22 protein-coding genes and 1 pseudogene are annotated in these 25,497 nt (G+C 71.0%); 12 read left to right on the top strand and 11 right to left on the bottom strand.

The features are described from left to right. Window positions 1–73: 73 nt before the first annotated feature. The 3 genes from ACZ4UU_RS09695 to ACZ4UU_RS09685 form a co-directional block, all read right to left on the bottom strand. Window positions 74–904, bottom strand: coding sequence for an MBL fold metallo-hydrolase (locus tag ACZ4UU_RS09695; RefSeq protein ID WP_468038152.1), 831 nt, complete (start codon window positions 902–904; stop codon window positions 74–76). Window positions 905–1,007: 103 nt separating this feature from the next. After that, window positions 1,008–1,892 (bottom strand): NUDIX hydrolase, encoded by an 885-nt coding sequence (locus ACZ4UU_RS09690; protein WP_468038150.1) that lies wholly within the window; start codon window positions 1,890–1,892, stop codon window positions 1,008–1,010. 231 nt (window positions 1,893–2,123) lie between these two features. Continuing rightward, entirely contained in the window at window positions 2,124–2,798 is a 675-nt protein-coding gene (locus tag ACZ4UU_RS09685) for a Crp/Fnr family transcriptional regulator (protein ID WP_468038148.1), read from the bottom strand. A gap of 204 nt (window positions 2,799–3,002) precedes the next feature. Between ACZ4UU_RS09685 and nth the strand changes: the two genes are divergently transcribed. From nth to ACZ4UU_RS09670, 3 genes are all read left to right on the top strand, one after another. Beyond that, window positions 3,003–4,058: an endonuclease III gene (nth, locus tag ACZ4UU_RS09680; protein WP_468038146.1), complete on the top strand. Its 1,056-nt coding sequence runs from the start codon at window positions 3,003–3,005 to the stop codon at window positions 4,056–4,058. Between the two features lie 70 nt (window positions 4,059–4,128). After that, the gene (locus tag ACZ4UU_RS09675; RefSeq protein ID WP_468038144.1) at window positions 4,129–4,824 is read left to right on the top strand and encodes an NUDIX hydrolase; all 696 of its coding nucleotides are present in this window, start codon (window positions 4,129–4,131) and stop codon (window positions 4,822–4,824) included. A gap of 13 nt (window positions 4,825–4,837) precedes the next feature. Continuing rightward, entirely contained in the window at window positions 4,838–6,037 is a 1,200-nt protein-coding gene (locus ACZ4UU_RS09670) for a MarP family serine protease (RefSeq protein WP_468038142.1), read from the top strand. A 13-nt stretch (window positions 6,038–6,050) separates the two neighbouring features. On the opposite strand, the gene ACZ4UU_RS09665 is transcribed toward ACZ4UU_RS09670, so the two are convergent. The 6 genes from ACZ4UU_RS09665 to ACZ4UU_RS09640 all read right to left on the bottom strand — a co-directional run bounded on the left by ACZ4UU_RS09665 (window position 6,051) and on the right by ACZ4UU_RS09640 (window position 14,417). Further along, a complete protein-coding gene (locus tag ACZ4UU_RS09665; RefSeq protein WP_078662374.1) occupies window positions 6,051–6,233 on the bottom strand; it encodes a hypothetical protein in 183 nt (60 codons plus the stop codon). A gap of 127 nt (window positions 6,234–6,360) precedes the next feature. Further along, window positions 6,361–7,311 carry an alpha/beta fold hydrolase gene (locus ACZ4UU_RS09660; RefSeq protein ID WP_030046013.1) on the bottom strand — a complete coding sequence of 317 codons (951 nt, stop codon included), beginning with the start codon at window positions 7,309–7,311 and terminating at the stop codon, window positions 6,361–6,363. Continuing rightward, window positions 7,308–7,811 (bottom strand): phage holin family protein, encoded by a 504-nt coding sequence (locus ACZ4UU_RS09655; RefSeq protein WP_468038139.1) that lies wholly within the window; start codon window positions 7,809–7,811, stop codon window positions 7,308–7,310. The genes ACZ4UU_RS09660 and ACZ4UU_RS09655 overlap by 4 nt, the downstream gene beginning before the upstream one ends. Window positions 7,812–7,888: 77 nt before the next feature. Continuing rightward, window positions 7,889–9,328 carry a Na+/H+ antiporter NhaA gene (gene nhaA, locus ACZ4UU_RS09650; RefSeq protein WP_468038137.1) on the bottom strand — a complete coding sequence of 480 codons (1,440 nt, stop codon included), beginning with the start codon at window positions 9,326–9,328 and terminating at the stop codon, window positions 7,889–7,891. A gap of 250 nt (window positions 9,329–9,578) precedes the next feature. Next, window positions 9,579–11,537 carry an acetate--CoA ligase gene (gene acs / locus ACZ4UU_RS09645; RefSeq protein WP_468038135.1) on the bottom strand — a complete coding sequence of 653 codons (1,959 nt, stop codon included), beginning with the start codon at window positions 11,535–11,537 and terminating at the stop codon, window positions 9,579–9,581. 297 nt (window positions 11,538–11,834) lie between these two features. Continuing rightward, the gene (locus ACZ4UU_RS09640) at window positions 11,835–14,417 is read right to left on the bottom strand and encodes a bifunctional SulP family inorganic anion transporter/carbonic anhydrase (protein WP_468038133.1); all 2,583 of its coding nucleotides are present in this window, start codon (window positions 14,415–14,417) and stop codon (window positions 11,835–11,837) included. A gap of 404 nt (window positions 14,418–14,821) precedes the next feature. Here ACZ4UU_RS09640 and ACZ4UU_RS09635 point away from each other — a divergent pair, with 404 nt between their 5' ends. Further along, complete coding sequence (locus ACZ4UU_RS09635) at window positions 14,822–16,090, top strand: polysaccharide deacetylase family protein (protein ID WP_468039170.1); 1,269 nt, start codon at window positions 14,822–14,824, stop codon at window positions 16,088–16,090. On the opposite strand, the gene ACZ4UU_RS09630 is transcribed toward ACZ4UU_RS09635, so the two are convergent. Further along, window positions 16,080–17,090, bottom strand: coding sequence for an ATP-binding protein (locus ACZ4UU_RS09630; protein WP_468038131.1), 1,011 nt, complete (start codon window positions 17,088–17,090; stop codon window positions 16,080–16,082). The genes ACZ4UU_RS09635 and ACZ4UU_RS09630 overlap by 11 nt on opposite strands. A 101-nt stretch (window positions 17,091–17,191) precedes the next feature. Between ACZ4UU_RS09630 and ACZ4UU_RS09625 the strand changes: the two genes are divergently transcribed. Further along, window positions 17,192–18,019: a Fic family protein gene (locus ACZ4UU_RS09625; RefSeq protein WP_468038129.1), complete on the top strand. Its 828-nt coding sequence runs from the start codon at window positions 17,192–17,194 to the stop codon at window positions 18,017–18,019. A 446-nt stretch (window positions 18,020–18,465) separates the two neighbouring features. Here the strand turns inward: ACZ4UU_RS09625 and ACZ4UU_RS09620 are convergent, their stop codons facing one another. Further along, the gene (locus ACZ4UU_RS09620; RefSeq protein ID WP_468038128.1) at window positions 18,466–19,299 is read right to left on the bottom strand and encodes an HAD family hydrolase; all 834 of its coding nucleotides are present in this window, start codon (window positions 19,297–19,299) and stop codon (window positions 18,466–18,468) included. 559 nt (window positions 19,300–19,858) lie between these two features. On the opposite strand from ACZ4UU_RS09620, the gene ssd reads away from it, so the two are divergent. From ssd to ACZ4UU_RS09585, 7 genes and pseudogenes are all read left to right on the top strand, one after another. Further along, on the top strand, window positions 19,859–20,983 hold the full coding sequence (ssd, locus tag ACZ4UU_RS09615; protein WP_468038126.1) for a septum site-determining protein Ssd: 1,125 nt from the start codon (window positions 19,859–19,861) through the stop codon (window positions 20,981–20,983). A gap of 458 nt (window positions 20,984–21,441) precedes the next feature. Then, complete coding sequence (locus tag ACZ4UU_RS09610; RefSeq protein ID WP_468038124.1) at window positions 21,442–22,641, top strand: TadA family conjugal transfer-associated ATPase; 1,200 nt, start codon at window positions 21,442–21,444, stop codon at window positions 22,639–22,641. Between the two features lies 1 nt (window position 22,642). Beyond that, window positions 22,643–23,494, top strand: a complete 852-nt coding sequence (locus ACZ4UU_RS09605; protein ID WP_468039168.1) for a type II secretion system F family protein — start codon at window positions 22,643–22,645, stop codon at window positions 23,492–23,494. A 40-nt stretch (window positions 23,495–23,534) separates the two neighbouring features. Further along, window positions 23,535–24,323: a type II secretion system F family protein gene (locus ACZ4UU_RS09600; protein ID WP_468038121.1), complete on the top strand. Its 789-nt coding sequence runs from the start codon at window positions 23,535–23,537 to the stop codon at window positions 24,321–24,323. Window positions 24,324–24,476: 153 nt separating this feature from the next. Further along, window positions 24,477–24,686, top strand: coding sequence for a DUF4244 domain-containing protein (locus ACZ4UU_RS09595; RefSeq protein ID WP_468038119.1), 210 nt, complete (start codon window positions 24,477–24,479; stop codon window positions 24,684–24,686). Further along, complete coding sequence (locus ACZ4UU_RS09590; protein WP_468038117.1) at window positions 24,673–25,053, top strand: TadE family type IV pilus minor pilin; 381 nt, start codon at window positions 24,673–24,675, stop codon at window positions 25,051–25,053. Before ACZ4UU_RS09595 ends, ACZ4UU_RS09590 begins: the two co-directional genes overlap by 14 nt. A gap of 77 nt (window positions 25,054–25,130) precedes the next feature. After that, window positions 25,131–25,493, top strand: a pseudogene (locus ACZ4UU_RS09585) (Rv3654c family TadE-like protein); the annotation flags it as partial. Window positions 25,494–25,497: the final 4 nt, after the last annotated feature.

Genomic DNA, 25,497 nt, shown 5'->3' with positions numbered 1-25,497 from the left:
TCGCGTGCCGGCGGCCGAAGCCGTGGAGCTGCAGTCTGTCCGGTGCTGTCGCCTGATGGGCCCGCGTCCGGCCCTAGATGAGCCCGTGCTCCTCCAGGTAGTCCAACTGTGCCCGTACGGACAGCTCGGCCGCCGGCCACAGGGAGCGGTCCACGTCCGCGTACACGTGGGCGACCACCTCGGCCGGTGAGCCGTAGCCGTCCTCCACGGCCGTCTCTACCTGGGCGAGGCGGTGGGCGCGGTGGGCGAGATAGAACTCGACGGCGCCCTGGGCGTCCTCCAGGACGGGGCCGTGGCCCGGGAGGACGGTGTGGACGCCGTCGTCGACCGTGAGGGACCTGAGCCGCCGCAGCGAGTCCAGGTAGTCGCCGAGGCGGCCGTCGGGATGCGCCACGACCGTCGTGCCGCGGCCCAGGATCGTGTCGCCGGTCACCACGGCCCGGTCCGCCGGGACGTGGAAGCAGAGCGAGTCGGCGGTGTGGCCGGGCGTCGGTACGACCCGCAGCTCCAGTCCGCCGACACTGATCACGTTCCCGGCGGCCAGCCCTTCGTCGCCGAGCCGCAGCGCCGGGTCGAGGGCACGCACACGTGTGCCGGTCAGTTCGGCGAAGCGTACGGCGCCCTCGGCGTGGTCCGGGTGGCCGTGGGTGAGCAGGGTCAGGGCGATGCGCTTGCCGGCCTGCTCGGCCGTCGCTACGACGTTGCGCAGATGCCCCTCGTCCAGCGGGCCGGGGTCGACGACCACCGCCAGGTCGGAGTCCGGCTCGGACAGGAGCCAGGTGTTGGTGCCGTCCAGGGTCATCGCGGAGGGGTTGGGCGCGAGGACGTTGACGGCGCGGGGGGTGGCGGGGCCGGAGAGGACCGCGCCTCGCGGCTGGCCGGGGAGGGCTGCTGCGTCCGTCATGCGAGGGGGCCTTCCAGGTCCAGGTCCAGGTCCGGGTCCAAGTCCGGGTCCGGGTTCGGGTTCGGGCTCAGGGCTGTAGGTCGTGCGGGAGTCTTGGGCGCCGTCATGCCGAGGCTCCGTCGGTCGGGACGTGCTTGGTGAACTCGTCGTGGCCGGGCCAGGAGAGCACGATCTCGCCGTCCTCCAGGCGGGCCTGGGCCAGGACAGGGGTGAGGTCGCGGGCGGGGGCGGCTGCGAGGGCCTGGGCGGCGCTGTCGTACGGGGTCAGCTGACGGAGCGTCGCGATGGTGGGCGGCATCATCAGCAGCTCGCCCTTGTCGTACGAGGCGGCGGCGTCCGCGGGGCGGATCCACACCGTGCGGTCGGCCTCCGTCGAGGCGTTGCGGGTGCGCTGGCCCTTCGGGAGGGCGGCGACGAAGAACCATGTGTCGTAGCGGCGGGGTTCGAACTCCGGGGTGATCCAGCGGGTCCAGGCGCCCAGGAGGTCGGAGCGCAGGGCCAGGCCCCGGCGGTCCAGGAACTCGGCGAACGACAGGTCCCGGGTGACCAGGGCGGCGCGGTCGGCCTCCCAGTCCTCGCCGGTCGTGTCGCCCACGACGGAGTCGGGGGTGGGCCCGGCGAGCAGGACACCTGCCTCCTCGTACGTCTCGCGCACGGCCGCGCAGACGATCGCCTGGGCTGTCGCCTCGTCGACGCCGAGCCGTTCCGACCACCACGCGCGCGTGGGGCCCGCCCAGCGGATCGGGTGCTCGTCGCGGGGGTCCACGCCGCCGCCGGGGTAGGCGTAGGCGCCGCCCGCGAAGGCCATGGATGCTCGGCGGCGGAGCATGTGGACCGCGGGGCCGGCGTCGGTGGCTGTGCCGGGTTCGGCGTCCCTGAGCAGCATGACTGTGGACGCTCGTTTCGGGGCTACGGGGGTGAGGCTTCCGTCCGCCAGTGCGCGGATGCGGTCCGGCCATTCCGGTGGGTACCACTGCCCGTTTGCCATGGGCGGAGGCTATCTCCTGGTGCGTGGATGTTCGAGGGGTGGTCTGTGCGTCGGGGTGGTGGGGGTGGGATGCCTGCGGCGGCCCGTTGGGGTTCGGTGGGGGTTCGCGTAGCGCCTTGGGCGCGGAGTGGGGGCGGGGCGGTACGCGGCTGACGCGCCGTGGGGCGGTCTGGTGGGTAAACGCGAGGGGCCCCGCCTCGTGGTGAGGTGGGGCCCCGGGGGCGTGTGTGGCTAGCGCGAGCGCTTGGCCAGGCGTTCCACGTCCAGGAGGATCACCGCTCGGGCCTCCAGGCGGAGCCAGCCGCGCTGGGCGAAGTCCGCCAGGGCCTTGTTGACCGTCTCGCGGGAGGCGCCGACCAGCTGGGCCAGCTCTTCCTGCGTGAGGTCGTGGACCACGTGGATGCCTTCCTCGGACTGCACGCCGAAGCGGCGCGAGAGGTCCAGGAGTGCGCGGGCCACGCGGCCGGGGACGTCCGAGAAGACGAGGTCGGACATCGCGTCGTTGGTGCGGCGCAGTCGGCGGGCCACGGCGCGCAGGAGGGCGGTGGCCACCTCGGGGCGGACGTTCAGCCAGGGCTGGAGGTCGCCGTGGCCGAGGCCGAGCAGCTTGACCTCGGTCAGCGCGGTGGCGGTCGCCGTGCGCGGGCCCGGGTCGAACAGGGACAGCTCGCCGATGAGCTCGCCGGGGCCGACGACGGCGAGCATGTTCTCGCGGCCGTCGGGAGACGTGCGGTGGAGCTTGACCTTGCCCTCGGTGACCACGTAGAGCCGGTCGCCGGGGTCGCCCTCGTGGAACAGCGAGTCGCCACGGGCGAGGGTCACCTCACTCATGGAGGCGCGCAGTTCCGCGGACTGCTCGTCGTCGAGAGCCGCGAAGAGCGGATTGCGCCGCAGAGGGTCGTCCACGAGTTCTCTCCTTGTCGACCTGCTCAGGGGATCTTTCCCCTGCGTACCAGGGGACCGTGCTCCCCATTTTGCCGGACGGTCCAAACAGTGTGATCTGTCACAAGGATGCCGCACAGGTGTCCCGAGGTAAGCGGCAGGGGTCCAATTGGGGGCCGATCTTCAGGGTCCGGGGCGGATGTCAGTGTCGGGCTTTAGGCTGGCCGAGTGTCCAAATCGCCGGTGAGAGCACAGGCCAAGGGGGCTGGGCGGGTGGTTGTACGTCGGGATTCCGCTGTGGGCGAACAGGGCCCTGGTGGTGGCAGGAAAGGGACGAAAGCGACGAAGAGTGAGGTCGGTGCGGTGGCTGCTGGTGGCGAGAAATCGGCGGTGAAGAAGGTGAGCGCGAAGAAGGCGATCAAGAAGAAGCCTGTCATCGCGCCCGAGAAGGCCGCCGCCTCGGTGAAGGGTGCCTCTGCCGTCAAAACCGTCGCCGCCAAGCCCCCTGCGGGTGAGTCCCGCACCGCTCTCGTCCGTCGTGCCCGGCGGATCAATCGCGAGCTCGCCGAGATCTATCCGTACGCCCACCCCGAACTGGACTTCGACAACCCGTTCCAGCTGCTGGTCGCCACGGTGCTGTCCGCCCAGACCACCGATCTGCGGGTCAACCAGACGACCCCGGCGCTCTTCGCCAAGTACCCGACCCCCGAGGACCTGGCCGTCGCCGATCCGGAGGAGGTCGAGGAGATCCTCCGTCCGTGCGGGTTCTTCCGGGCCAAGACCAAGTCGGTCATGGGACTGTCGAAAGCGCTGGTCGAGAACCATGGCGGGGAGGTTCCGGGGCGGCTTGAGGACCTGGTCAAGCTGCCCGGTGTCGGGCGCAAGACCGCCTTCGTCGTGCTCGGCAACGCCTTCGGCCGGCCCGGGATCACCGTGGACACGCATTTCCAGCGACTCGTGCGGCGCTGGCAGTGGACCGGGCAGACGGACCCCGACAAGATCGAGGCCGAGATCGGCGCGCTCTTCCCGAAGAGCGACTGGACGGACCTCTCGCACCATGTGATCTGGCACGGCCGCCGTATCTGCCACGCCCGCAAGCCCGCCTGCGGCGCCTGCCCCATCGCGCCGCTCTGCCCGGCGTACGGCGAAGGCGAGACGGACCCGGAGAAGGCGAAGAAGCTCCTCAAGTACGAGAAGGGCGGCTTCCCCGGTCAGCGGCTCAATCCGCCGAAGGCCTACCTGGACGCGGGTGGCAAGGCGGCTCCGCCGCTGGGGGCCGGATGATCGGAGAGTGGGGGGCGGAACGATCCAGGTGGCGTCGGGCGTTGGACCGGGCAGGACGACGGGGGTGGCGATGACGCGGGCGAGTGAGACGCAGGACGGGCCGGTGGTACTGAGCAAGGACGGGCTGCCGGACTGGCTGGACCCGGTGGTGCGGGTGGTCGAGACGGTCGAGCCGCTGCAGCTGAGCCGGTTTCTGCCACCGGAGGACGGCGCGGGGCGGCAGTCCGCCGTGCTGATCCTTTTCGGTGAGGGTGCGGGCGGGCCCGAGCTGCTGCTGATGGAGCGGGCCAGTTCGCTGCGGTCCCATGCCGGTCAGCCGTCGTTTCCGGGCGGTGCCCTCGACCCCGAGGACGGCGACCCGCAGGGCGACGGGCCGTTGCGGGCCGCGCTGCGGGAGGCCGAGGAGGAGACCGGGCTCGACCCGAGCGGCGTCCAGCTCTTCGGCGTGCTGCCCAAGCTGTACATCCCGGTCAGCGGTTTTGTCGTCACGCCCGTTCTGGGCTGGTGGCGCGAGCCGAGCCCGGTCGACGTCGTCGATCCGAACGAGACGGCACGCGTCTTCACCGTCCCCGTGGCGGATCTCACGAATCCGGACAACCGCGCCACGACGGTCCATCCGAGCGGTCACCGAGGTCCGGCATTTCTGGTCGAATCGGCGCTTGTGTGGGGCTTCACCGCCGGGATCATCGACCGTTTGCTCCATTTCTCGGGTTGGGAGCGGCCTTGGGACCGGGGGAAGCAGGTCCCGCTCGACTGGCGGTCATGACAGGGTGTCTGCCGTGAATGTGCTGGACATCCTGTTGCTGGTCGCAGCCGTGTGGTTCGCGATCGTGGGCTACCGCCAGGGCTTCGTCGTCGGCATCCTGTCGGTGATCGGCTTTCTGGGCGGCGGCCTCGTGGCCGTGTACCTCCTCCCGGTCATCTGGGACGCGTTGACCGACAACGCCGAGGTGAGCACGACGGCGGCCGTCGTCGCGGTCGTTGTCGTCATCGTGTGTGCCTCGGTCGGTCAGGCGCTGACCACCCATCTCGGCAACAAGCTGCGCCGGTACATCACCTGGTCCCCGGCCCGCGCCCTGGACGCCACCGGCGGCGCCCTCGTCAACGTCGTCGCGATGCTCCTCGTCGCCTGGCTGATCGGCTCCGCCCTCGCCGGGACGACGCTGCCGACGCTCGGCAAGGAGGTCCGCAACTCCAAGGTGCTGCTCGGTGTCTCGCGGGCGCTGCCCGACCAGGCCGACACCTGGTTCGCGGACTTCTCCTCCGTGCTCGCGCAGAACGGTTTCCCGCAGGTCTTCAGCCCGTTCTCGAACGAGCCGATCAACGAGGTCCAGCCACCCGACCCGGCCCTGGCGGGCAGCCCGGTGGCCACCCGCGCCCAGCGATCCATCGTCAAGGTCATGGGAACGGCGCCGAGTTGCGGCAAGGTCCTGGAGGGCACCGGCTTCGTCTTCGCCGACCGTCGCGTCATGACCAACGCGCATGTCGTCGGCGGTGTCGACGAACCCACCGTCCAGATCGGCGGCGAGGGCAGGAAGTACGACGCGACCGTCGTCCTCTACGACTGGGAGCGCGACATCGCCGTGCTCGACGTGCCGGACTTGCGCGCGCCCGCCCTGCAGTTCACGGCGACCGACGCCGAGAGCGGCGACGGCGCGATCATCGCGGGCTTCCCGGAGAACGGGGCGTACGACGTGCGGGCCGCGCGGGTGCGGGGGCGGCTGCCGGCCAACGGTCCGGACATCTACCACCGCGGCACCGTGCGCCGCGACGTCTACTCGCTGTACGCGACCGTCCGCCAGGGCAACTCCGGCGGTCCGCTGCTCACGCCCGAGGGCAAGGTGTACGGCGTGGTCTTCGCCAAGTCCCTCGACGACGCCAACACCGGCTACGCGCTCACCGCGGACGAGATCCAGGAGGACATCGTCAAGGGGCGTACCGCCAACCAGCAGGTGGACAGCGACAGCTGCGCGCTCTGACGGTCGGTCGAGCTCAGCCGCGCGGGTGGCGCAGCCGTACCGAGACCCAGCGGGCCCGGCGGCGCAGGATGCGCGGAATGCCCACCCGCAGGTCCGAGCCCGGCATCTGCGGGGCGCTGCCTCGTTGGTGGGAGCTCAGGCCTCCGGCCGAGCGTCGATTGCGTGCTGCGTCACTGTAGTCGTGCGTCCAGCCCATACCCCGACGTCTGCCCCTGCCCCAAGGTCGATAACCGCCCCCAGGGCCCCCAATTGGCCTATGCGCCAGGCAATTGGCTGTTCGTAGGACACGTGTTCAGATCCGGATACCGGGCGCATCGACGCGGTCACCGATCGGGTTCGGGATCTTTCAGCCAATTGATCAGTTCGGTGGAGAAAGCGACCGGGTCTTCCTCGTGCGGGAAGTGCCCGAGGCCGTCGAACAGCCGCCAGCGGTACGGTGCTTCGACGTACTCGCCGGAGCCGGCCGCGCTGCGGGTGCGCATCACGGGGTCGAGTGAGCCGTGCAGGTGAAGGGTCGGCACGCGCACCGGCCGCTTCATACGGCGGTTGAACTGGATGCCGTCGGGTCGGGCCAGGGAGCGGACCATCCAGCGGTACGGCTCGATGGAGCAGTGCGCCGTCGACGGGATGCAGATCGCACGGCGGTACGTCTCCACCGCCTCGTCGTCGGGCAGGCGGGGGCCGGACCAGTCCCGGATCAGCCGGGCGACGAGCGCGCCGTCGTCGGCGGTCAGCTGCCGCTCGGGGATCCAGGGGCGCTGGAACCCCCAGATGTAGGAACTCGCACTCGTCTGCTTGACGTCCGAGAGCATCGCCGAACGCCAGCGCCGGGGGTGCGGCATGGACGCGACCGCGAGCCGCCGTACCAGCTTGGGGCGCATCACGGCCGCCGTCCACGCCAGATATCCGCCCAGGTCGTGGCCGACCAGCGCGGCGTCGGGCTCGCCGAGTGAGCGGATCACGCCGGTGATGTCGAGAGCGAGGTTGGCGGGGTCGTAACCGCGCGGCGTCCGGTCGCTGCCGCCGACGCCCCTGAGATCCATCGCCACGGCCCGGAACCCGGCGTCGGAGAGGGCGACGAGCTGATGCCGCCAGGTCCACCAGAACTGGGGGAAGCCGTGCAGGAGCAGCACCAGCGGGCCGTCACCCATCTCCGCGATGTGGAAGCGCGCACCGTTGGCGGCCACGTCCCGATGGGTCACCTCTTTCCCGCCGGGGACGTCCAGTCGTACGACCGAGGCAGGTTGCGCCGAGGGGGTGGCGGGATCCGTCATGACGACGAGCGTGCCACAGCCTCGATGGCCGCGGGTGCCCGGTCCTCCAGCTCCGGTGCCGTCACCGGGGCCGGACGCGGATGCGGCTTGGCCTTCTGCAGGACGCCCGCCGTCTCCTTCACCGAGGCGGCGACCTTCTGCGGGCCCTTGCTCTTCTTGGCCTTCTTGGCGAAGACGACGCCGATCAGCGCGAGGACGAGGGCGATGAGGACGTTCGCCGCGAAGGACAGCAGGAAGCAGAGCGCCAGGTTCCAGTCGCTCCAGGTCCGAATGCCGTACGCGAGGGCGAAGTTCAGCATCGGCAGGGAGAACAACAGCAACCCGCCGGCCACCATGAACGCGCCGCCGCTCGTCGCGCCGCGCTTGACGTCCTGCTTGAGCTGAGCCTTCGCCAGTGCGATCTCGTCGTGCACCAGCGCCGACATCTCGGTCGTCGCCGACGCGAACAGCTGGCCGATGCTGCGTTCGGCGCCGACCGGGCTGCCGTCGGGTGCGCTCATCGCGGTCTCCCTCGTAGATACGGTTCCGTCTTCTGCCTGACTGCGTACGGTTCCGTCTTTTGTACCGTCCCGTCAGATCATGCCCGACGATGCTCCTCCTCGCCTGCCCCGCCCGCCACTTCGGCAAGCCTGTGGCGTGCGGCGGCCTTCTCCTCGGCGATACGGCGGTGCTCGGCGGCCTTGCGTTCGAGGATGGCGGCCATCCGCAGGTGGTACTCCGGATCGTCCTCCTCGTAGATGTCCGGAATGCCGTCCGCGTCCTCGTCGCGCTCCTCGGCCTCCCACAACCGGCGGTACTTGGCGTTCCGTATCTTCAGCAGCACCGTCGCGAGCACCGCCGCGATGAAGGAGCCCACGAGTACGGCGGCCTTGACCGCGTCGGTGAGGGCCGCGTCGCCCTTGAAGGCGAGCTCGTCGATGAGCAGCGAGACGGTGAAGCCGATGCCGGCGAGGGTGGACACGGCGAACACGTCGGCCCACTTCAGATCGTCACTGAGCGAGGCCCTGGTGAAACGTGCCGCCAGCCAGGTGCCACCGAAGATGCCGATCGTCTTGCCGACCACGAGCCCGAGTACGACGCCTAGCGTCTCCGGCTGGGTGAACACCCCGCCGAGCGAACTGCCGGAGACCGCCACACCGGCGCTGAACAGCGCGAACAGCGGTACGGCCAGGCCCGCCGAGAGGGGCCGTACGAGGTGCTCGATGCGCTCGCCGGGAGAGTGCTCCTCGTCCTCGTGCCGGGTGCAGCGCAGCATCAGACCCATCGCCACGCCCGCGATGGTGGCGTGGATGCCGCTGTTGTACATCAGCCCCCAGATGACGAGGGCGAGCGGGACGTAGACGTACCACCCGCGTACGCCCTTCCTCAGCAGCAGCCAGAAGACGGCGAGGCCGACGACGGCACCGCCGAGCGCCGCGAAGTCGATCTGCTCGGTGAAGAAGATCGCGATGATCAGAATCGCGAAGAGGTCGTCGACGACGGCCAGCGTGAGCAGGAACGCGCGCAGAGCGCTCGGCAGTGAAGTGCCGATGACGGCGAGCACGGCGAGCGCGAAGGCGATGTCGGTGGCGGTCGGGACGGCCCAGCCCGCCAGTGAGCCGCCGCCGGTGACATTGGTGAGCGTGTAGACGAGCGCGGGCACGGCCATGCCGCACAAGGCGGCCACGACCGGCAGTACGGCCGCCTTGGGGTCCTTGAGATCGCCGGCGACCAGTTCCCGCTTGAGCTCGATCCCGGCGACGAAGAAGAAGATCGCGAGGAGCCCGTCGGCGGCCCAGTGCTCGACGGAGAGGTTCAGGCCGAGGGCCTCGGGGCCGAGGTGATAGTGGCCGACGCTCTCGTAGCTGTCGTGCAGCGCGGGGACGTTCGCCCAGACCAGCGCGGTGATCGCGGCGACGAGCAGCAGTACACCGCCGACGGTCTCGGTGCGCAGCGCCTCCGCGACGAAGTTCCGCTCGGGGAGGGACAGCCGTCCGAAGAGCTTGCGGACGGGGGTGCTGCTGCGGGGCGCGGTCACGGGGAAGACCTCCGGTCGGTGGGCAGGACGGAACACATGCCGACCAGACTTCCCGGCGCACCTGAGATCGAGACTGTTTTGGTTAGCTTACCTAAGGGTGCGCCGTGGTGCATCCGTCGAGCCCCCTTGAGGTCCACCGTACGTACGCGAAGGGCACCCGGCGCGTTTGTCGCCGGGTGCCCTCGGTGGCCGTACTCAGTCGTCGGCCGGCCGTATGCGGTCGTCAGCTGTGCTCGGCTTTCGGCCGGGCTCAGTCCTCGCTGGGCGCCGCCGGGAGCTTCGCCTGGATGAGGTCCATGACGGTCGAGTCGGTCAGCGTCGTCACGTCGCCGAGCTGGCGGTTCTCGGCGACGTCGCGCAGCAGACGGCGCATGATCTTGCCGGAGCGGGTCTTCGGCAGCTCGGCCACCGGCAGGATCCGCTTCGGCTTGGCGATCGGGCCGAGGGTGGCGCCGACGTGGCCTCGCAGGTCGGCGATGAGGTTCTCGTCGTCGGCGTTCGCCGTGCCGCGCAGGATGACGAAGGCGACGATGGCCTGACCGGTCGTCTCGTCGGCGGCACCGACGACCGCCGCCTCGGCGACGGACGGGTGGGAGACCAGGGCCGACTCGACCTCCGTGGTGGAGATGTTGTGGCCCGAGACGAGCATGACGTCGTCGACGCGCCCGAGGAGCCAGATGTCCCCGTCGTCGTCCTTCTTCGCCCCGTCACCGGCGAAGTACTTGCCCTCGAACCGCGACCAGTACGTGTCGATGAACCGCTGGTCGTCGCCCCAGATGGTGCGCAGCATCGACGGCCACGGCTCGGTCAGGACCAGGTAGCCGCCACCGCCGTTCGGGACCTCGTTCGCCTCGTCGTCGACGACGGTCGCGGAGATACCGGGCAGCGGGGTCTGCGCGGAACCGGGCTTGGTCGCGGTGACTCCCGGCAGCGGTGTGATCATCATCGCGCCGGTCTCGGTCTGCCACCAGGTGTCCACGACGGGCGTCTTGTCGGCGCCGATGTGCTTGCGGTACCAGATCCAGGCCTCGGGGTTGATCGGCTCGCCCACCGAACCCAGCACCCGCAGGCTGCTGAGGTCGAACTTCGCGGGGATGTCGTCGCCCCACTTCATGAACGTACGGATGGCGGTCGGTGCCGTGTACAGGATCGTCACCCCGTACTTCTGCACGATCTCCCAGAACCGGCCCTGGTGCGGCGTGTCCGGCGTGCCCTCGTACATCACCTGCGTCGCGCCGTTCGCCAGCGGCCCGTACACGATGTACGAGTGCCCGGTGACCCAGCCGACGTCGGCCGTGCACCAGTACACGTCCGTCTCCGGCTTGAGGTCGAAGACGGCGTGGTGGGTGTAGGCGGTCTGGGTGAGGTAGCCGCCGGAGGTGTGCAGGATGCCCTTCGGCTTACCCGTCGTCCCGGAGGTGTAGAGGATGAAGAGCGGCTGCTCGGCGTTGAATGCCTCGGGGGTGTGCTCGGCGGACTGCCGCTCGACGATCTCGTGCCACCACACGTCACGGCTGTCGTCCCAGGCGACGTCCTGGCCGGTGCGGCGGACGACGAGCACGTGCTCGACGTTGTCCACCTTGCCGATCGCCTCGTCCACGGCCGGCTTGAGCGCGGACGGCTTGCCGCGCCGGTAGCCGCCGTCGGAGGTGATGACGACCTTGGCGTCCGCGTCCTGGATCCGGGTGGCGAGGGCGTCCGCCGAGAAGCCGCCGAAGACGACGGAGTGCGCGGCGCCGATGCGGGCACAGGCCAGCATCGCGACCGCCGTCTCGGGGATCATCGGCATGTAGACGGCGACCCGGTCGCCCTTTTGAACGCCCAGCTCCAGCAGGGCGTTGGCGGCCTTGGAGACCTCGTCCTTGAGCTCGGCGTAGGTGAGGGCGCGGCTGTCGCCGGGCTCGCCCTCGAAGTGGATGGCGACGCGGTCGCCGTGCCCGGCCTCCACATGCCGGTCCACGCAGTTGTACGCGACGTTCAGCTCGCCGTCCTCGAACCACTTCGCGAACGGCGGGTTCGACCAGTCCAGCGTCTGAGTCGGCTCCTTGGCCCAGGTCAGCCGGCGGGCCTGCTCGGCCCAGAAGCCGAGCCTGTCAGCCTTGGCCTGTTCATACGCCTCCGCGGTGACGTTGGCGTTCGCGGCCAGGTCGGCGGGCGGCGCGAACCTGCGCTCCTCGCGCAACAGGTTGGCCAGGCTTTCGTTGCTCACGACATCTCCCTTTCCCAGGGTGTCCGTTGTGTCCCAGGCCACAGCTCATCAGACCCGGGGGTCCGATGACAAGGGTCGACGGAAAATTGGTTTAGACCTGTCGGCGGGGTTGGGCCGGGGGTTGGCCCGGGGGTGGCCCGGAGGTTCTTTCGGCGCCGGGGTCATCCGTTCCCACGGACGCCGGACGGACGCGGTTCAGCTCTGTAATCCCTTTCACATTCCAGCCCCTGCCAGGCGCGTCGCCGCCACGGGAAGCGCGGCCCCGCACCGAACGGGGCCGCGCTCGCTCTCTGGACGTCAGGCCGACAGGTCCGCCACCCCCACGTGATCGAACACGTCGTCGTCCCCGCCCTCCTCGGCGAGCAGATACGACTGCGCCTCGCCCACGTGGAAGTACATCCCGTGCAACTCCAGCGCCCCCTCCCGCAGTGCTCGGGCCACCGACTCGTGGGCGCGCAGATGCTCCAGTTGCTGGACGACGTTGGTCAGGCAGAGCTGCTCGACCGCGTCGGCGGGTGCGCGCCCGGCGAGCCTGGCCCACGGCCGGCTCTCGTCGGACAACCGCTCCAGGCTCGGGTGCGCGTGTCGCAGCCACCTTCTGAGCGGGGTCTGCGTGCCGTCCGGTTCGGAGCCGAGCAGGGTCTGCATCGCCCCGCACCCGGAGTGCCCGCACACGGTGATGGACCGCACCTCCAGGACGTCGACCGCGTACTCGATCGCGGCCGCCACCGAGTCGTCCCCGCTCTCCTGGCCGGGCAGCGGCACGAGGTTGCCCACGTTGCGCACCACGAACAGGTCACCGGGGCCACTGGAGGTGATCATCGACGTGACCACCCGGGAGTCCGCGCAGGTGAGGAACAGCTGGGAGGGCTGCTGTCCCTCGCGAGCCAGCCGCGCCAGCTCGCCCCGCACCAAGGGCGCGGTGTTGCGCTGGAACGCGCTGATGCCCCGGGCCAGTTGGTGTCCGCTCGGCCGACTTCCGTCGGTGCCGTCGGTGCCGCTGGACCCGTCGACAGAGCCTTCGCCGGATCGGCCGGACCCGGTGGGTCCTTCGGTGCCGCCGGCCGTGTCGGGTTCACCGGTGCTGTCGGAGATGCCCGTGACGTCGGCAGCGTCGGCAGTGCTCAGGGCCCCGCCTCCGTCGGCCGTGACCGTGCCGTCGGACCCGGTCGCGGGCGTTGCCCCGGGGTGCCCGGCGCCGGATGCGACGGAGTCCGGGATCTCGCACTGGTGGTTGCGCCAGGGCGTCCAGGGGTGGCAACGGCAGTCGGCCGCGTCGGCCGTGGCCGTCTCCGTGTCGAGGTGGAGGCCGACCGGCCCTGTCGGCTCGCCGATCCTGACCCCGGCCCTGCGGCCGATCAGCTCGACGGTGCCGCCGTGCGCGTTCTGTGTGTTCTGCCAGTCCTGCAGTGACTCGTACGCCGCGTGGTCCATGAACGATCCGTCCAACTCCACGACGGCGTGGGCGCCTTGGGGTACGAGATGCAGGGCCCGGCTGAGCCGCGGCACCGCGAGGAACGTCAACTGCCCTCGTACACGTACGTGATGGACTCCTTCCTTCTCGTCATGGGTGATCCGGGTGCGGGTGAGCCGGTGCAGGGCCACAGCGACGGCCATGGCGATCCCCAGCGTCACTCCTTCCAGGACGCCGAAGAACACCACGCCGAGGGTCGTGATGGCGTACACCAGCACTTCTCGGTGGCGGGTCACCGTGCGGATGTGGTGCAGGGACACCATCTGGATGCCGACGGCCATCACCAGGGCGGCGAGCGAGGCGAGCGGGATGAGCTCCAGGATCGGGACCATCAGCAGCGCGGCGACTACTACGAGAACGCCGTGCAGCATCGTGGAGTTCCGGCTGACGGCACCGGCTTGCACATTCGCCGAACTGCGTACGGCCACCCCGGCGACGGGCAGCCCGCCGAGCATGCCGGAGACGACGTTGGCGGCGCCCTGGCCGAGCAACTCGCGGTCCAGGTCGGAGCGTCCGACGCGGGCGGACAGCTCGGGTCGGGTGGCGACCAGCTTGTCCACGGCGACCGCGCCGAGCAGCGACTGCACGCTGCACACCAGCGTGATCGTCAGTACGGCGGCTACGAGGCCGAGCACCGGGCCCTCGGGCAGCGTGGCCAGCGCGTGGCTGCTCCACGAGGGCAGGTCGACCTTGGGCAGGCTGAGCCCGGCGAGGGATGCGGTGGTGCTGGCGCCGGCGACGGCGACGAGCGGGGCCGGAACCTTGCGCAGGAACAGGCCGGGGCGGCCGGGCAGCCGGGGCCAGATCAGCAGCAGGGCCAGGGTCAGGAGGCTGACCGACAGGGCGGCCGGGTGCACGCCGGCCAGCTGGGCGGGCAGCTCGCGCATGTTGTCCAGGACCGAGCTGTGCGGGGTGCCGCCGAGGACGATGTGCAGCTGGGCCACGGCGATGGTGACGCCGATGCCGGCGAGCATGCCGTGCACGATGGCGGGGCTGACGGCGAGCGCGCCGCGTGCCACGCGCACGAAGCCGAGGCCCAGTTGGGCGATGCCCGCGAGGACCGTGATGGCGCAGGTCGTACGCCATCCGTATTGGTGGATGAGCTCGGCGGTGACGACCGTGAGGCCGGCGGCGGGGCCGCTGACCTGGAGCGGGGTGCCGCCGAGATAGCCGACGACGAGTCCTCCGACGGCGGCTGCGACGAGGCCGGCCTGGAGGGGCGCGCCGGTGGCGAGGGCGATGCCCAGGGACAGGGGGAGTGCGATCAGGAAGACCGCGATCGAGGCCGACAGGTCGGCGCTCTCGACGCGGGGTCGGCGGGGTCGGGTCGGCGGTGGGCTGTGGGGTTCGTGGATGCGCTTCTCTCGACTCGGTTCGTCGGCGCGGGTGGGAACGAAGGCTGACATGTCTTCCCGTCTCCTCCGGGGCAGCGCGGTCGCGGATCTGGTGGTCCCCCGCTCTCGGGCGAGGGGTCGGGTCGCGGCCGTGTGGTCACGGCATGCAGCGGCGGGATGCATCAACAGTCGGTAAACAGACCGTAATGCAGAGTAAAGGGCAGGAATAGTTTTTCCGAGCAAATGGACTAATAAATCCCCCTGAAGGGTGAAGTGGTTGATTAGTCGGCTTGTCGTACTAATTCCTTCTCGGTCTCATGCGACCTTGGCGGCGCTGTCGGCTCCCGAGAGAAGGAAGAAGGTGGACGGACATGGCCGCCACCCGCAGGAACGCCGCCCCCCGCATGACCGCCGCGACGCACCGGGCTGCCGTGAGGCACAGGGCCGCCGAGACGCGGCGGATCACCCCCCACAGGATTGCCCCGGCGCACCGGATCGCCGCCGGCACTGCGGTCGCGGCGGTCTGTGCCGCATCGCTCGCCGGATGCTCGACCGGCGACGATGCCCGGCAGGGGGTGCCGGGGCCGGAGAAGGCGAAGCCGGCGGCACCGGCACCGCAGAGCGTGGTGCGGCTGATCGGCGACGGATCCACCGCTTATACCGGGGCGCAGCCGCATCTGCCCAGACCCGAGCGCCTGAAGCCAGGTCAGAAGCCACCGCAGTTCGTGGTGTTCTCCTGGGACGGCGCCGGTGAGGACAGCCAGAAGCTGTTCTCCCATTTCCGTGCGGTCGCCAAGGCGAACAACGCGACGATGACGTACTTCCTCAGCGGCGTGTACATGCTGCCGAACCACAAACGCGATCTGTACCGGCCGCCCCAGCACTCCCCGGGCCGTTCCGACATCGGCTTCAACGACGAGGAGGGCATCGCCGCCACCGTGAGGCAACTGCGCCTCGCGTGGCTCGAGGGCAACGAGATCGGTACGCATTTCAACGGCCATTTCTGCGGCAAAGGCGGAGTCGGCGAATGGTCGGTGGAGGAATGGAAGGACGAGATCACCCAGGCGAAGAAGTTCGTGAAGTCCTGGAAGAGCACCACCGGCATGACGAAGGCGGCCCCCCTGCCCTTCGACTACGACAAGGAACTCATCGGCGCCCGCACCCCCTGTCTGGAGGGCCGCAAGAACTTCATGAAGGCCGCGCGCCAGCTGGGCTTCCGCTATGACTCCAGCGGCGTCAACAACCAGCTGTGGCCGGCGAAGAAGGGGGGCCTGTGGGACCTGTCGATGCAGCTCGTGCCCTTCCCCGGGCACTCCTACGAGCAGCTGACCATGGACTACAACTTCATGGTCAACCAGTCGGGCACCACGACCCAGGGGGATCCCGCCAAGCACGACTTCTGGGGCGACCAGATGCGGGACGGTCTGCTCGCGGGCTTCCGGCGGGCCTACGACGGCAACCGCGCGCCCCTGATCATCGGCAACCACTTCGAGTCCTGGAACGGCGGCACCTACATGCGCGCCGTCGAGGACGTCGTCGAAGCTGTCTGCAACAAGCCCGACGTGCGCTGCGTCTCCTTCCGCCAGCTCGCCGACTGGCTGGACGCCCAGGACCCGGCGACCTTGAAGAAGCTGCGCACTCTGGGGGTCGGCGAGGCCCCGAAGGAGGGCTGGGCGTCCTTCCTGTCGGCCGGCCCGGCCCCGGCCCCGAAGGGCGTGCCCGGGGCACCGGCCGTCAAGCAGTAGGAGTCAGGCGGGAGTTGTCGCCCGGACAGGCGATGGCGCTCTCGCCCAGTACGAACCCGGGGTCGATCTGCTCCGTCAGGTCGGCCCCGGTGCGCTCGTTTCCCCAGGACCCGGCGTTCTTCAGGTGGAAGTGCACCATCTGGCGGGTGTAGCGCTCCCAGTCGCGCAGTTCGTACGTCGCGTCCACGGCCGTGCGCAGCCGTCGCAGGGCGAGCTCGTTGGCGTCCTCCAGGAGCTCGAACCGGGGCGGGCGGCCCTTCTCCATGGAGCGCACCCAGTCCGAGTGCCCGATGGTCACCAGCAGGTCGTCCCCGACCTCGGCGCGGAGGAAGTCGAGGTCGTCCCGGCCCTGCACCTTGTTGCCGACGACCTTCAGGATGACGCCGAAGTCGCAGGCGTACTCCTTGTACTGGCGATAGACGGAGACCCCCTTCCGGGTCGGCTCGGCGACGAGGAACGTGATGTCGAAACGGGTGAACATGCCGGAGGCGAAGGAGTCCGAGCCCGCCGTCATGTCGACCACGACGTATTCGTCGGGGCCGTCCACCAGGTGGTTCAGGAACAGCTCCACCGCCCCCGTCTTGGAGTGGTAGCAGGCGACCCCCAGATCGGAGTCGGTGAAGGGGCCGGTGACCATCAAACGGACGGCGCCGCCGTCGAGTTCCACCGGCCGGGCGCAGGCGTCGTACACCGGATTGCTCTCGCACACCCGCAGCAGTCGCGATCCCTCGCCGGGCGGCGTCGTCTTGATCATCGTCCGGGCGGAGTCGATCCGCGGATTGGTGCCGCGCAGGTACTCCTTGATCAGAGACAGCCGCTCGCCCATCGCGGGCAGCGCGGCGGCCTCGGTGTCGCCGAGGCCCAGTGCGGCACCCAGGTGCTGGTTGATGTCGGCGTCGACGGCGACGACCGGCGCGCCGGTCGTCGCGAGGTGGCGGATGAACAGGGAGGACAGGGTCGTCTTGCCGCTGCCGCCCTTTCCGACGAAACCAATTTTCATGTTCACGAAGCGTAGTCGCGTGATAGCTGTACGTGGCAGGTGGGCGTGAAGAAGGCCACTCGATCGTGGGGTACGGGTCCGGGGTGCGTAGTGTCGTACTCATGAGTACGACAGGCGCGGCCGCCGATCCGCTCGCGGCCCTCGGTTCACTGCCCGGAGTCCCCGAGTCCGTGGAGTCCGTGCGCAAGGCCGTGGACCGGGTGTACGGGCACCGGATCATGCGGCGCCGCAGCAACGCGATCACCTCCGAGGCGGCCCTGCGCGGCGCGCGCGGCTCGGCCGCGCTGTCCGGGGCCGACTGGGCACTCGAAGAGGTGCGTCGGCGTACCGATTTCAGCGGTGACGACGAGGCACGCGTCATGGGCGCGTCCCTGCGGCTGACGGCCGAGGCGGGCCAACTGCTGTCCATCTGGCGGCAGTCCCCCCTGCGGGTGCTGGCCCGGCTGCACCTCGTGGCGGCAGCCGGCAAGGACGACGACCGCGTGGGACGGCCGCGTCAGGAGGGCGAGGCGGTCGACGAGCCGCTGGTCGAGCTGCCGCTGCCGGGCGCGGCGGAGGTGCACGGCCGACTGGAAGGGCTGTCCGAGCTGATCATCGCCGGTGGTTCGGCGCCCGCGCTGGTGACGGCCGCGGTCGTGCACGGCGAACTCCTCGCGCTGCGCCCCTTCACCTCGCACAACGGTCTGATCGCACGCACGGCCGAGCGTGTCGTGCTGGTCGGCAGCGGCCTCGACCCGAAGTCCGTCTGCGCGGCCGAGGTCGGCCACGCCGAACTGGGGCGCGCGGCCTATCTGGCGGCGCTCGACGGCTATGTCTCCGGGACCCCCGAAGGCATGGCCGCCTGGATCGCCCACTGCGGCAAGGCGGTCGAACTTGGCGCGCGCGAGTCGACGGCCGTGTGCGAGGCGCTGCAGCGCGGCGCGGCGTGATCCACGCGCGCGTGGGGCGTCGTCGAGGGGTTCGAAAGGCGTAAGGCGCGAAAAGCCCCCTGTGGGGGCTCTGCGAGGGAGGGCTCATACAAGTTGCGGCGGTACGAGGGTTCGTACCGCCGCTGGCACGTTCACCGGGTTACCAAGCGTCCTCGATATGTTGCCCATCAGGTCGGGAACTTTGCCCGTCACCTGGTGCGGCTGGCCCGTAATCGACGGGTCGACGTCGCGTGGGTGCCCGATGTTCATGCTCGGTCCGTGGGGCCAAATGCGTATTAAAGGTGATCCTCTCGGATGTCCTTGGTCTCGCGGGCCGTTGAGTCCTTTGTACTCCAGGACCCAACCAAGCGGAAGGCCTGGCTGCACTTCTTTACTTTTGGTCGCAAATCGGAGACAAACGGTCATCGCTATGCCGGCCGAGGTGCGTGGAATCCGATAAGCGCAGTTCAGGCGAGCGCTGATCGGCGCCGGCTCGCGTACCAGACGAGTCCCGCGGTGGCCGCGGCGGCTCCTATGGCGGCCGCCGCGACAAGGGCGGGCCGCGGCGGTACGGAGAACGACGGAAGCCGCTGCTTGAGCCGGACCGGGCGATGGAAGTCGAGAATCGGCCATCCGCGTGTGAGTGCCTCGCGACGCAGCGCGCGATCGGGGTTCACGGCGTGCGGATAGCCGACGGACTGAAGCATCGGCAGATCGGTGGCCGAGTCGCTGTATGCGTAGCAGCGGGAGAGGTCGTAACCCTCGGACGCGGCCAGCTCCTTGATCGCCTCGGCCTTCGTCGGGCCGTAGGCGTAATACTCCACCTCGCCCGTGAAGCAGCCGTCTTCGCCCACGACCATGCGAGTCGCCACCACGCGGTCGGCGCCGAGCAGCTCGCCGATCGGCTCGACCACCTCGGCGCCCGACGTGGAGACGATGACCACGTCGCGGCCGGCTGTGTGGTGCTCCTCGATGAGCGAGGCGGCCTCGTCGTAGATGATCGGGTCGATCAGGTCGTGCAGCGTCTCGGCGACGATCTCCTTGACCTGCTGGACGTTCCAGCCGCGGACGAGCGCGGAGAGGTACTCGCGTGTGCGCTCCATCTGGTCATGGTCCATACCGCCCAGTCGGAAGACGAACTGGGCATATGCGGTCCGCAAGGCGGCCCGGCGGTTGATCAGACCGCCTTGGTAGAAGGACTTGCTGAACGTGAGCGTGCTCGACTTCGCAATGACCGTCTTGTCCAGGTCAAAGAAGGCGGCTGTGCGGGGCAAGGAGTGGTTTTCCACGACCCTGAGCATAGGCGCAGCCCATTCGGCGTAAGGTGGGCGCGTGGGTTTGCCTGAGAGGGCTCTCGGGTACACCATGGAAGTCACGGATCGTTCGCGACCGTGCTAACCCGGTCCGACTCCTCCCCCCCCGAGTCGGCCGTGGAGACGACCCCCGCTCTCCCCCCCGGCGGGGGTCGTCGCACGTCCGGGTGGGTTTTCCTCATTCAAACGCGGCCGCGGGGTCGCGACGAGGCGGCTGCGGCCGCCTTTTCGGCATGCCCATGATCCGTGACTGTGTGTAGTCGTCGCGCTGCTCTGCGGAAGTCGCACAGGGGTCGGTGCGGGGGTCACCGGTATGGGTGACGGCGATATTCACAACCGCCGAGTTGTCCACAGTTATCGACCAAGATCCACACGATTTCCGGGTTCGCTGCACCGTGATTCCAACGCGCACCGCCGAGGGCCGACTTCATGGCCGGTTCTGGTTAGTCGGGCGTGTTTGGCCGGTTCGTATCGGCCGTTCATATGGAGGCCGGTTGCCGGTTCTTCACATGTTTGGGAATCGCGGGGCCGCAGGGCTGCGCGAGTCATGCAGCGAAGGGGGACGAAAACCGTGACCGCAGTCGTCACTCACGATCCACCCGCCGCCTCCGGGCGGCCGGGCAAGCCGTTGATCGTCACGGAAGACGCCGGACTGCTCGACGATCTGCTGCGCCTGTGCGCGGCGGCCGGGGCCACACCCGAGGTCCACCACGGAGTGCCCGAACCCAGGGGCAGCTGGGAGGCCGCGCCGCTCGTTCTGGTCGGCGACGACGCCGCACGCCGCGTGCGCGGGGTCGCGCGCAGACGCGGAGTAGTGCTCGTCGGCCGGGACCAGGACGACTCAGGGGTCTGGCGCAGGGCCGTCGAGATCGGCGCCGACCACGTGCTGATGCTGCCCGACGGCGAGCAGTGGCTGGTCGACCGTATCGCCGATGTCGCCGAGGGCGTCGGCCGGCCCGCCCTCACCGTGGGCGTCATCGGCGGCCGTGGCGGGGCCGGAGCCTCCACGCTCGCGTGTGCCCTCGCCGTGACCGCCGCGCGGGAGGGGCTGCGCACCCTGCTGGTGGACGGCGATCCGCTGGGCGGCGGACTCGACGTACTCCTCGGCGGCGAGGCGGCCGACGGTTTGCGCTGGCCCGCGTTCGCCGGCTCGCGCGGGCGGCTCGGCAGCGGCGCCCTGGAGGAGTCGCTGCCGAAGCTGCACTCGCTGCGGGTCCTGAGCTGGGATCGCGGTGACTGCGTCGCGGTCCCGCCACAGGCGATGCGCGCGGTGCTCGCAGCGGCCCGGCGCCGGGGCGGCACAGTCGTCGTCGACCTGCCCCGCCGTATCGACGACGGGGTGGCGGAGGCCCTCGCCCAGCTCGACGTCGGCATCCTCGTGGTCCCCGCCGAACTGCGCGCCGTCGCGGCGGCTCGACAGGTGGCCTCCGCGGTGCAGTTGGTCCTGCGGGATCTACGGGTGGCGGTACGCGGACCGTACGCACCGGGGCTCGACGACCGTGAGGTGGCCCGGCTGCTGGAGCTGCCGCTGGTGGGCGAGGTCCCCCTGGAGTCAGGTCTGTCACGACCGCACGAGAGCAAGGAACCGCCGGGGGCGGCGGGGCGGGGGCCGCTGGCGCGGTTCTGCCGGGAGTTCTGGGAGGGCGCGTTGCTAGAGGCGAGGGCGGCATGACCGACGGGACGAGCGTGGGTGTGAGTACGGCTTCGGGGCTCGACCGGGTGAGCGGTGGCACGGGTGGTTCGGTGCGGGTGGTCCCTGCGCGGTGGCGGTCGGGCGGGACGGTGAACGGGAGCGCGGATGGCAGGACGGACGGGAGGTCGGAGGGCAGGACGGACGGGAGGGGGCGTAGGGCCGTGCCGCGATGGGCGGTGGAGGGTTCGGGGAGTGGTGCTGTCGGGCAGCGGGTGTCGGACGGTTCGCTGAGCGCCGGCGTGGGGCAGCGGGTGTCGGACGGTTCGGTGAGCGCCAGCGTGGGGCAGCGGGTGCCGGCCGGTGATGCGGGCGCCATGGTGACGCGGCGGGTGCCGGAGGTCCCGGCTGGTACGGCCACCGCGCGGAGGGCTTCGGCCGATCGCGTCGGTCCCTCGGCTGGGGCATGGGCGTCGAACGGGACGACGGTCGGAGCGGGTATGCCGGTGGGGCTGCTGGACGGGGTGCGGCAGTGGCTGGCCGAAAGCGGAGGCGAGCCGACACCCGCGCGCGTGGCACAGGCGTTGCGGGAGCAGGGCAGGGTGCTGGGGGACGCCGAAGTCCTCGGGGCCGCCGAGCAGTTGCGGTCCGAGCTGGTCGGGAGCGGTCCGTTGGAGCCACTGCTCGCCGACCCATCGGTGACGGACGTGTTGGTGTCGGCGCCGGACCGGGTCTGGGTGGACCGGGGCGGTGGTCTGGAGCTGACCTCGGTGTCGTTCCGGGACGCGGCGGCCGTACGACGCCTTGCGCAACGCCTGGCCGCGGTGGCAGGGCGGCGCCTGGACGACGCGCGGCCCTGGGTGGACGCCCGGCTGCCCGACGGGACCCGGCTGCACGCGGTGCTACCACCCGTCTCCGTCGGCTGCGCCTGCCTGTCGCTGCGGGTCGTACGGCCGCGGGCGTTCACGCTCGACGAGCTGGTCACCGCGGGCACCGTGCCACCGGGCGGGGACCGGGTGCTGCGGGCACTGGTCGAGGCGCGGCTGTCGTTCCTCATCAGCGGCGGAACCGGAAGCGGCAAGACCACGCTGCTGAGCGCGCTGCTCGGACGGGTCGGTGCGGGTGAGCGGATCGTGCTGGCGGAGGACTCGGCGGAGCTCAGGCCGGAACACCCGCATGTCGTACGGCTGGAGAGCAGACCCGCCAACCAGGAGGGCGCCGGGCTCGTCACCCTTGAGGACCTGGTGCGGCAGGCGCTGCGGATGCGCCCGGACCGGCTGGTCGTGGGAGAGGTGCGCGGCGCCGAAGTGGTCCATCTGCTGGCCGCGTTGAACACGGGCCACGAAGGAGGCTGCGGGACCGTCCACGCCAACGCGGCGGCCGATGTCCCGGCCCGGCTGGAGGCGCTCGGCACGGCGGCCGGGCTGGACCGGGCCGCGCTGCACAGCCAGTTGGCGGCCGCGCTGTCGGTCGTGATCCATCTCGTACGCGACCGGACCGGGCGGCGGCGGATCGCCGAGGTGCATGTGCTGGAGCGAGACCCGGCGGGGTGGGTGCGGACGGCGCCGGCGCTGCGGTGGGGCGATGAGGGGTTCGTTCACGAGCGCGGGTGGGAGCGGCTGCGGGGGCTGCTTCGGGGTGAGGGCGACGAAGGCGATGAGGGCCGGGGCGCGAAAGGAACGGGTGATCTGTGTGGGTGAGATGTCGTTGGGCGCCGCCGTGGTGTGCCTCGGGGCGGCCGTCTGGCTGCTGGGCGGGCCGAACTCCGGGGCTCGCAGGGCGCAGTTGCTGCTCGCGGGAGGCGGGGCGGTGGGGGCCGGTCCGCCCGACTGGCGGCGGCTGGCCGGGGAACTGCGGCCGCTGCGGGGGCGGCTGCGGGCCGAGTGGTGGGCGCCGGCCATCGGACTGGTGCTGGCCGTGCTGGGGTCGTCGGTGTTGCCAGCTGTCGCGGGGGCGGCCGGGGTGCCGTTGCTGCGGCGGGTACGGCTGGCCCGGGAGGCGCGGCGGGCACGCGAACGCCGCGGGGACGCGGTGATCGTGCTGTGCGCGGCGCTTGCGGGGGAGGTGCGGGCCGGACGGCAGCCGGCGGAGGCGTTGCAGTGGGCGGCACGGGACTCGGGTGGGCTCGGTGAGGCGCAGGCCGCGGTGCTGGCGGCGGCGCGATTCGGCGGGGATGTGCCGGGGGTGCTCGCGTCGGCGGGACGGCAGCCGGGCGCCGAGGGCCTGCTGGGCCTGGCGGCGTGCTGGCGAGTGGCCGTGGGCCAGGGCGCGGGGCTCGCGGCCGGACTCGACCGGTTGGAAGGGGCGTTGCGAGCCGAGCGGGACCAGCGCGCCGACCTGAGAGCCCAGTTGGCGGGGGCGCGGTCGACGGTGGTGATGCTCGCCGGTCTGCCGGTCCTCGGGCTGCTGCTCGGCGCCGCGATGGGGGCTGAGCCACTGCATGTGCTGCTGCACACCGGGGCTGGGATGGCGTGCTTGGTCGTCGGTGGCGCCCTGGAGGGGCTCGGGATGTGGTGGGCCGTGCGGATCGTGCGGGGAGCGGAGGCGGCATGAGGGATTCGGGCCGCTCGGGGCGGGAGAGGGAGGTGACGGTGTGAGCGCGGACGTTGTCCACAGGTTGGGGATGGTGCTGGGAGCGGCGCTGGCCGTCGGGTGGCTGGCGCACTGGTCGATCGTGGCTCGGCGTGAGCGCGCAGCACGGCGGCGGCTCGCCGAGTTGATGGCGACAGCGGACGTGGGGTCGAACCGCCGACGGTACGACGTTCGGCCCGGCGTGCGGCGCGTGCTGCCCATGGCGGCTGTCGTGGGCGCCGGTTGGGCGCTGCTCGGCGGTGTAGCCGGGATGGCGGTGGGTTCGATCGCCGCGGGAGGGCTGTGGCTGTGGCGGCGACGACAGGAGGCCGCCGGCCCGGTGCAGGAGCCCGATGCCGACGAGGTCGCGCGGCAACTTCCGCTTGCGGCGGACCTGTTGGCGGCCTGCATCGCCGCGGGAGCTGGTCCGGTGATCGCGGCGCAGGCCGTCGGCGAGGCTCTGGGCGGTCCCGTCGGAGAAGGGCTGGCGCGAGGCGCCGCGGAGGTGCGGCTCGGTGGTGAGCCGGGTGAGGCGTGGCAGCGGCTGGCGTCGTTGCCACGGGCCGGGGCGCTGGCGCGGTTGCTGGAACGGGCCGATGTGTCCGGACTTCCCGCGGCCGGCCCGGCCGCGCGGCTCGCCACGGACGCCCGCGCCGACCGGACGCGCACTGCGACGGAACGGGCCAGACGGGCGGCCGTCATGGTCTCCGCCCCGGTGGGGCTGTGCTTCCTGCCCGCGTTCATCGCGGTCGGCGTGGCGCCAGTGGTGATCGGGCTGGCGGGCGGGGTGCTGGGAGGGGGTGGTCGGTGACGGGGGACGGATGACGGGTGAGGGGTGACGCGGGACGGATTGACGGACTGACGGACTGGCGGACTGGCGGACTGGCGGACTGGCGGACTGAGGGACGGCAAGCGCCGCTGGTCAGCAGCTGGAGTAACAGAACCGAACCTTACGGGGGTTGAGATGAACAAGGCAGTACGGGCGCGGATGCGTGCCCTGGTGTGCAGGGCACGGGCGGCGCGAGGCGACGCGGGGATGGTCACGTCCGAGTACGCGATGGGGATCGTCGCGGCGGTGGCGTTCGCCGTGGTGCTCTACAAGGTCGTGACGAGCGGGCAGGTCAGCGCGGAGCTTCAGGACATCGTGAAACGGGCGCTCAATGCGGAAATGTGAGCGCTGGTGGGCAGGTCGACAGTCGGACCGGGGGTTCGTGACGGCGGAGTCGGCCGTCGTGTTGCCCGTGCTGGTGATGTTCGCGATGGCGCTGGTGTGGGCGCTGCTTGTGATGGCCGCGCAGATCCAGTGCGTGGACGCGGCCCGGACAGGCGCCCGCGCGGCGGCCCGGCAGGATCCGGCCGACGCGGTGATCAGGGTGACCCGCGAGGCGGCACCGCGCGGTGCGACGGTCACGGTGGGCCGGAAGGGGGACGAGGTGCGCGTGGTCGTCGTGGCCAAACCGCCGGTGCTGAGCGGGCTTCCCTTCGAGGTACGGGAGGAGGCCGTGGCGGCGGCGGAGGAGATGGTGGGGGAGGGGACATGAGAGGGGGTTCCTCACAGGGGCGTTCCGCCGGCTGGGCCCGGGCCTGGCGGCGCACCCTCGGCCGTCGGGCAGCCGGCCTGCGTGCAGCCGCCCGAGGCCCTGGTGCCGGCCTGCGTTCCGACCGAGGTTCCGCCACGGTCTGGAGCGTCGGTGCCATCGCCGTGCTCTGTGTCGTCTTCGGCGTCGTACTCGCCCTGGGCCATGCCGTCACGACCCGGCACCGCGCGGCCGGCGGTGCGGATCTGGCGGCGCTCGCGGCGGCTGACCACTGGGCGGAGGGCGCCGCGGCGGCCTGCGACCGTGCGGAACGGGTGGCTGGGGCGCAGGGCGTGCGGCTCGTGCGGTGCGCCTTGGTCGGGGAGGTGTCGGACGTGACGGCGGCGTCGGGGCGGGGGCCGTTCGCAGCGGAGGTCAGGGCGCGGGCGGGGCCACCCGGGCCACCCG

It is taken from the genome of Streptomyces sp. NPDC028907 (assembly GCF_055564995.1).
The sequence above is the reverse complement of the archived record's forward strand: the minus strand, read 5'-3'. Positions and strand labels throughout refer to the sequence as shown.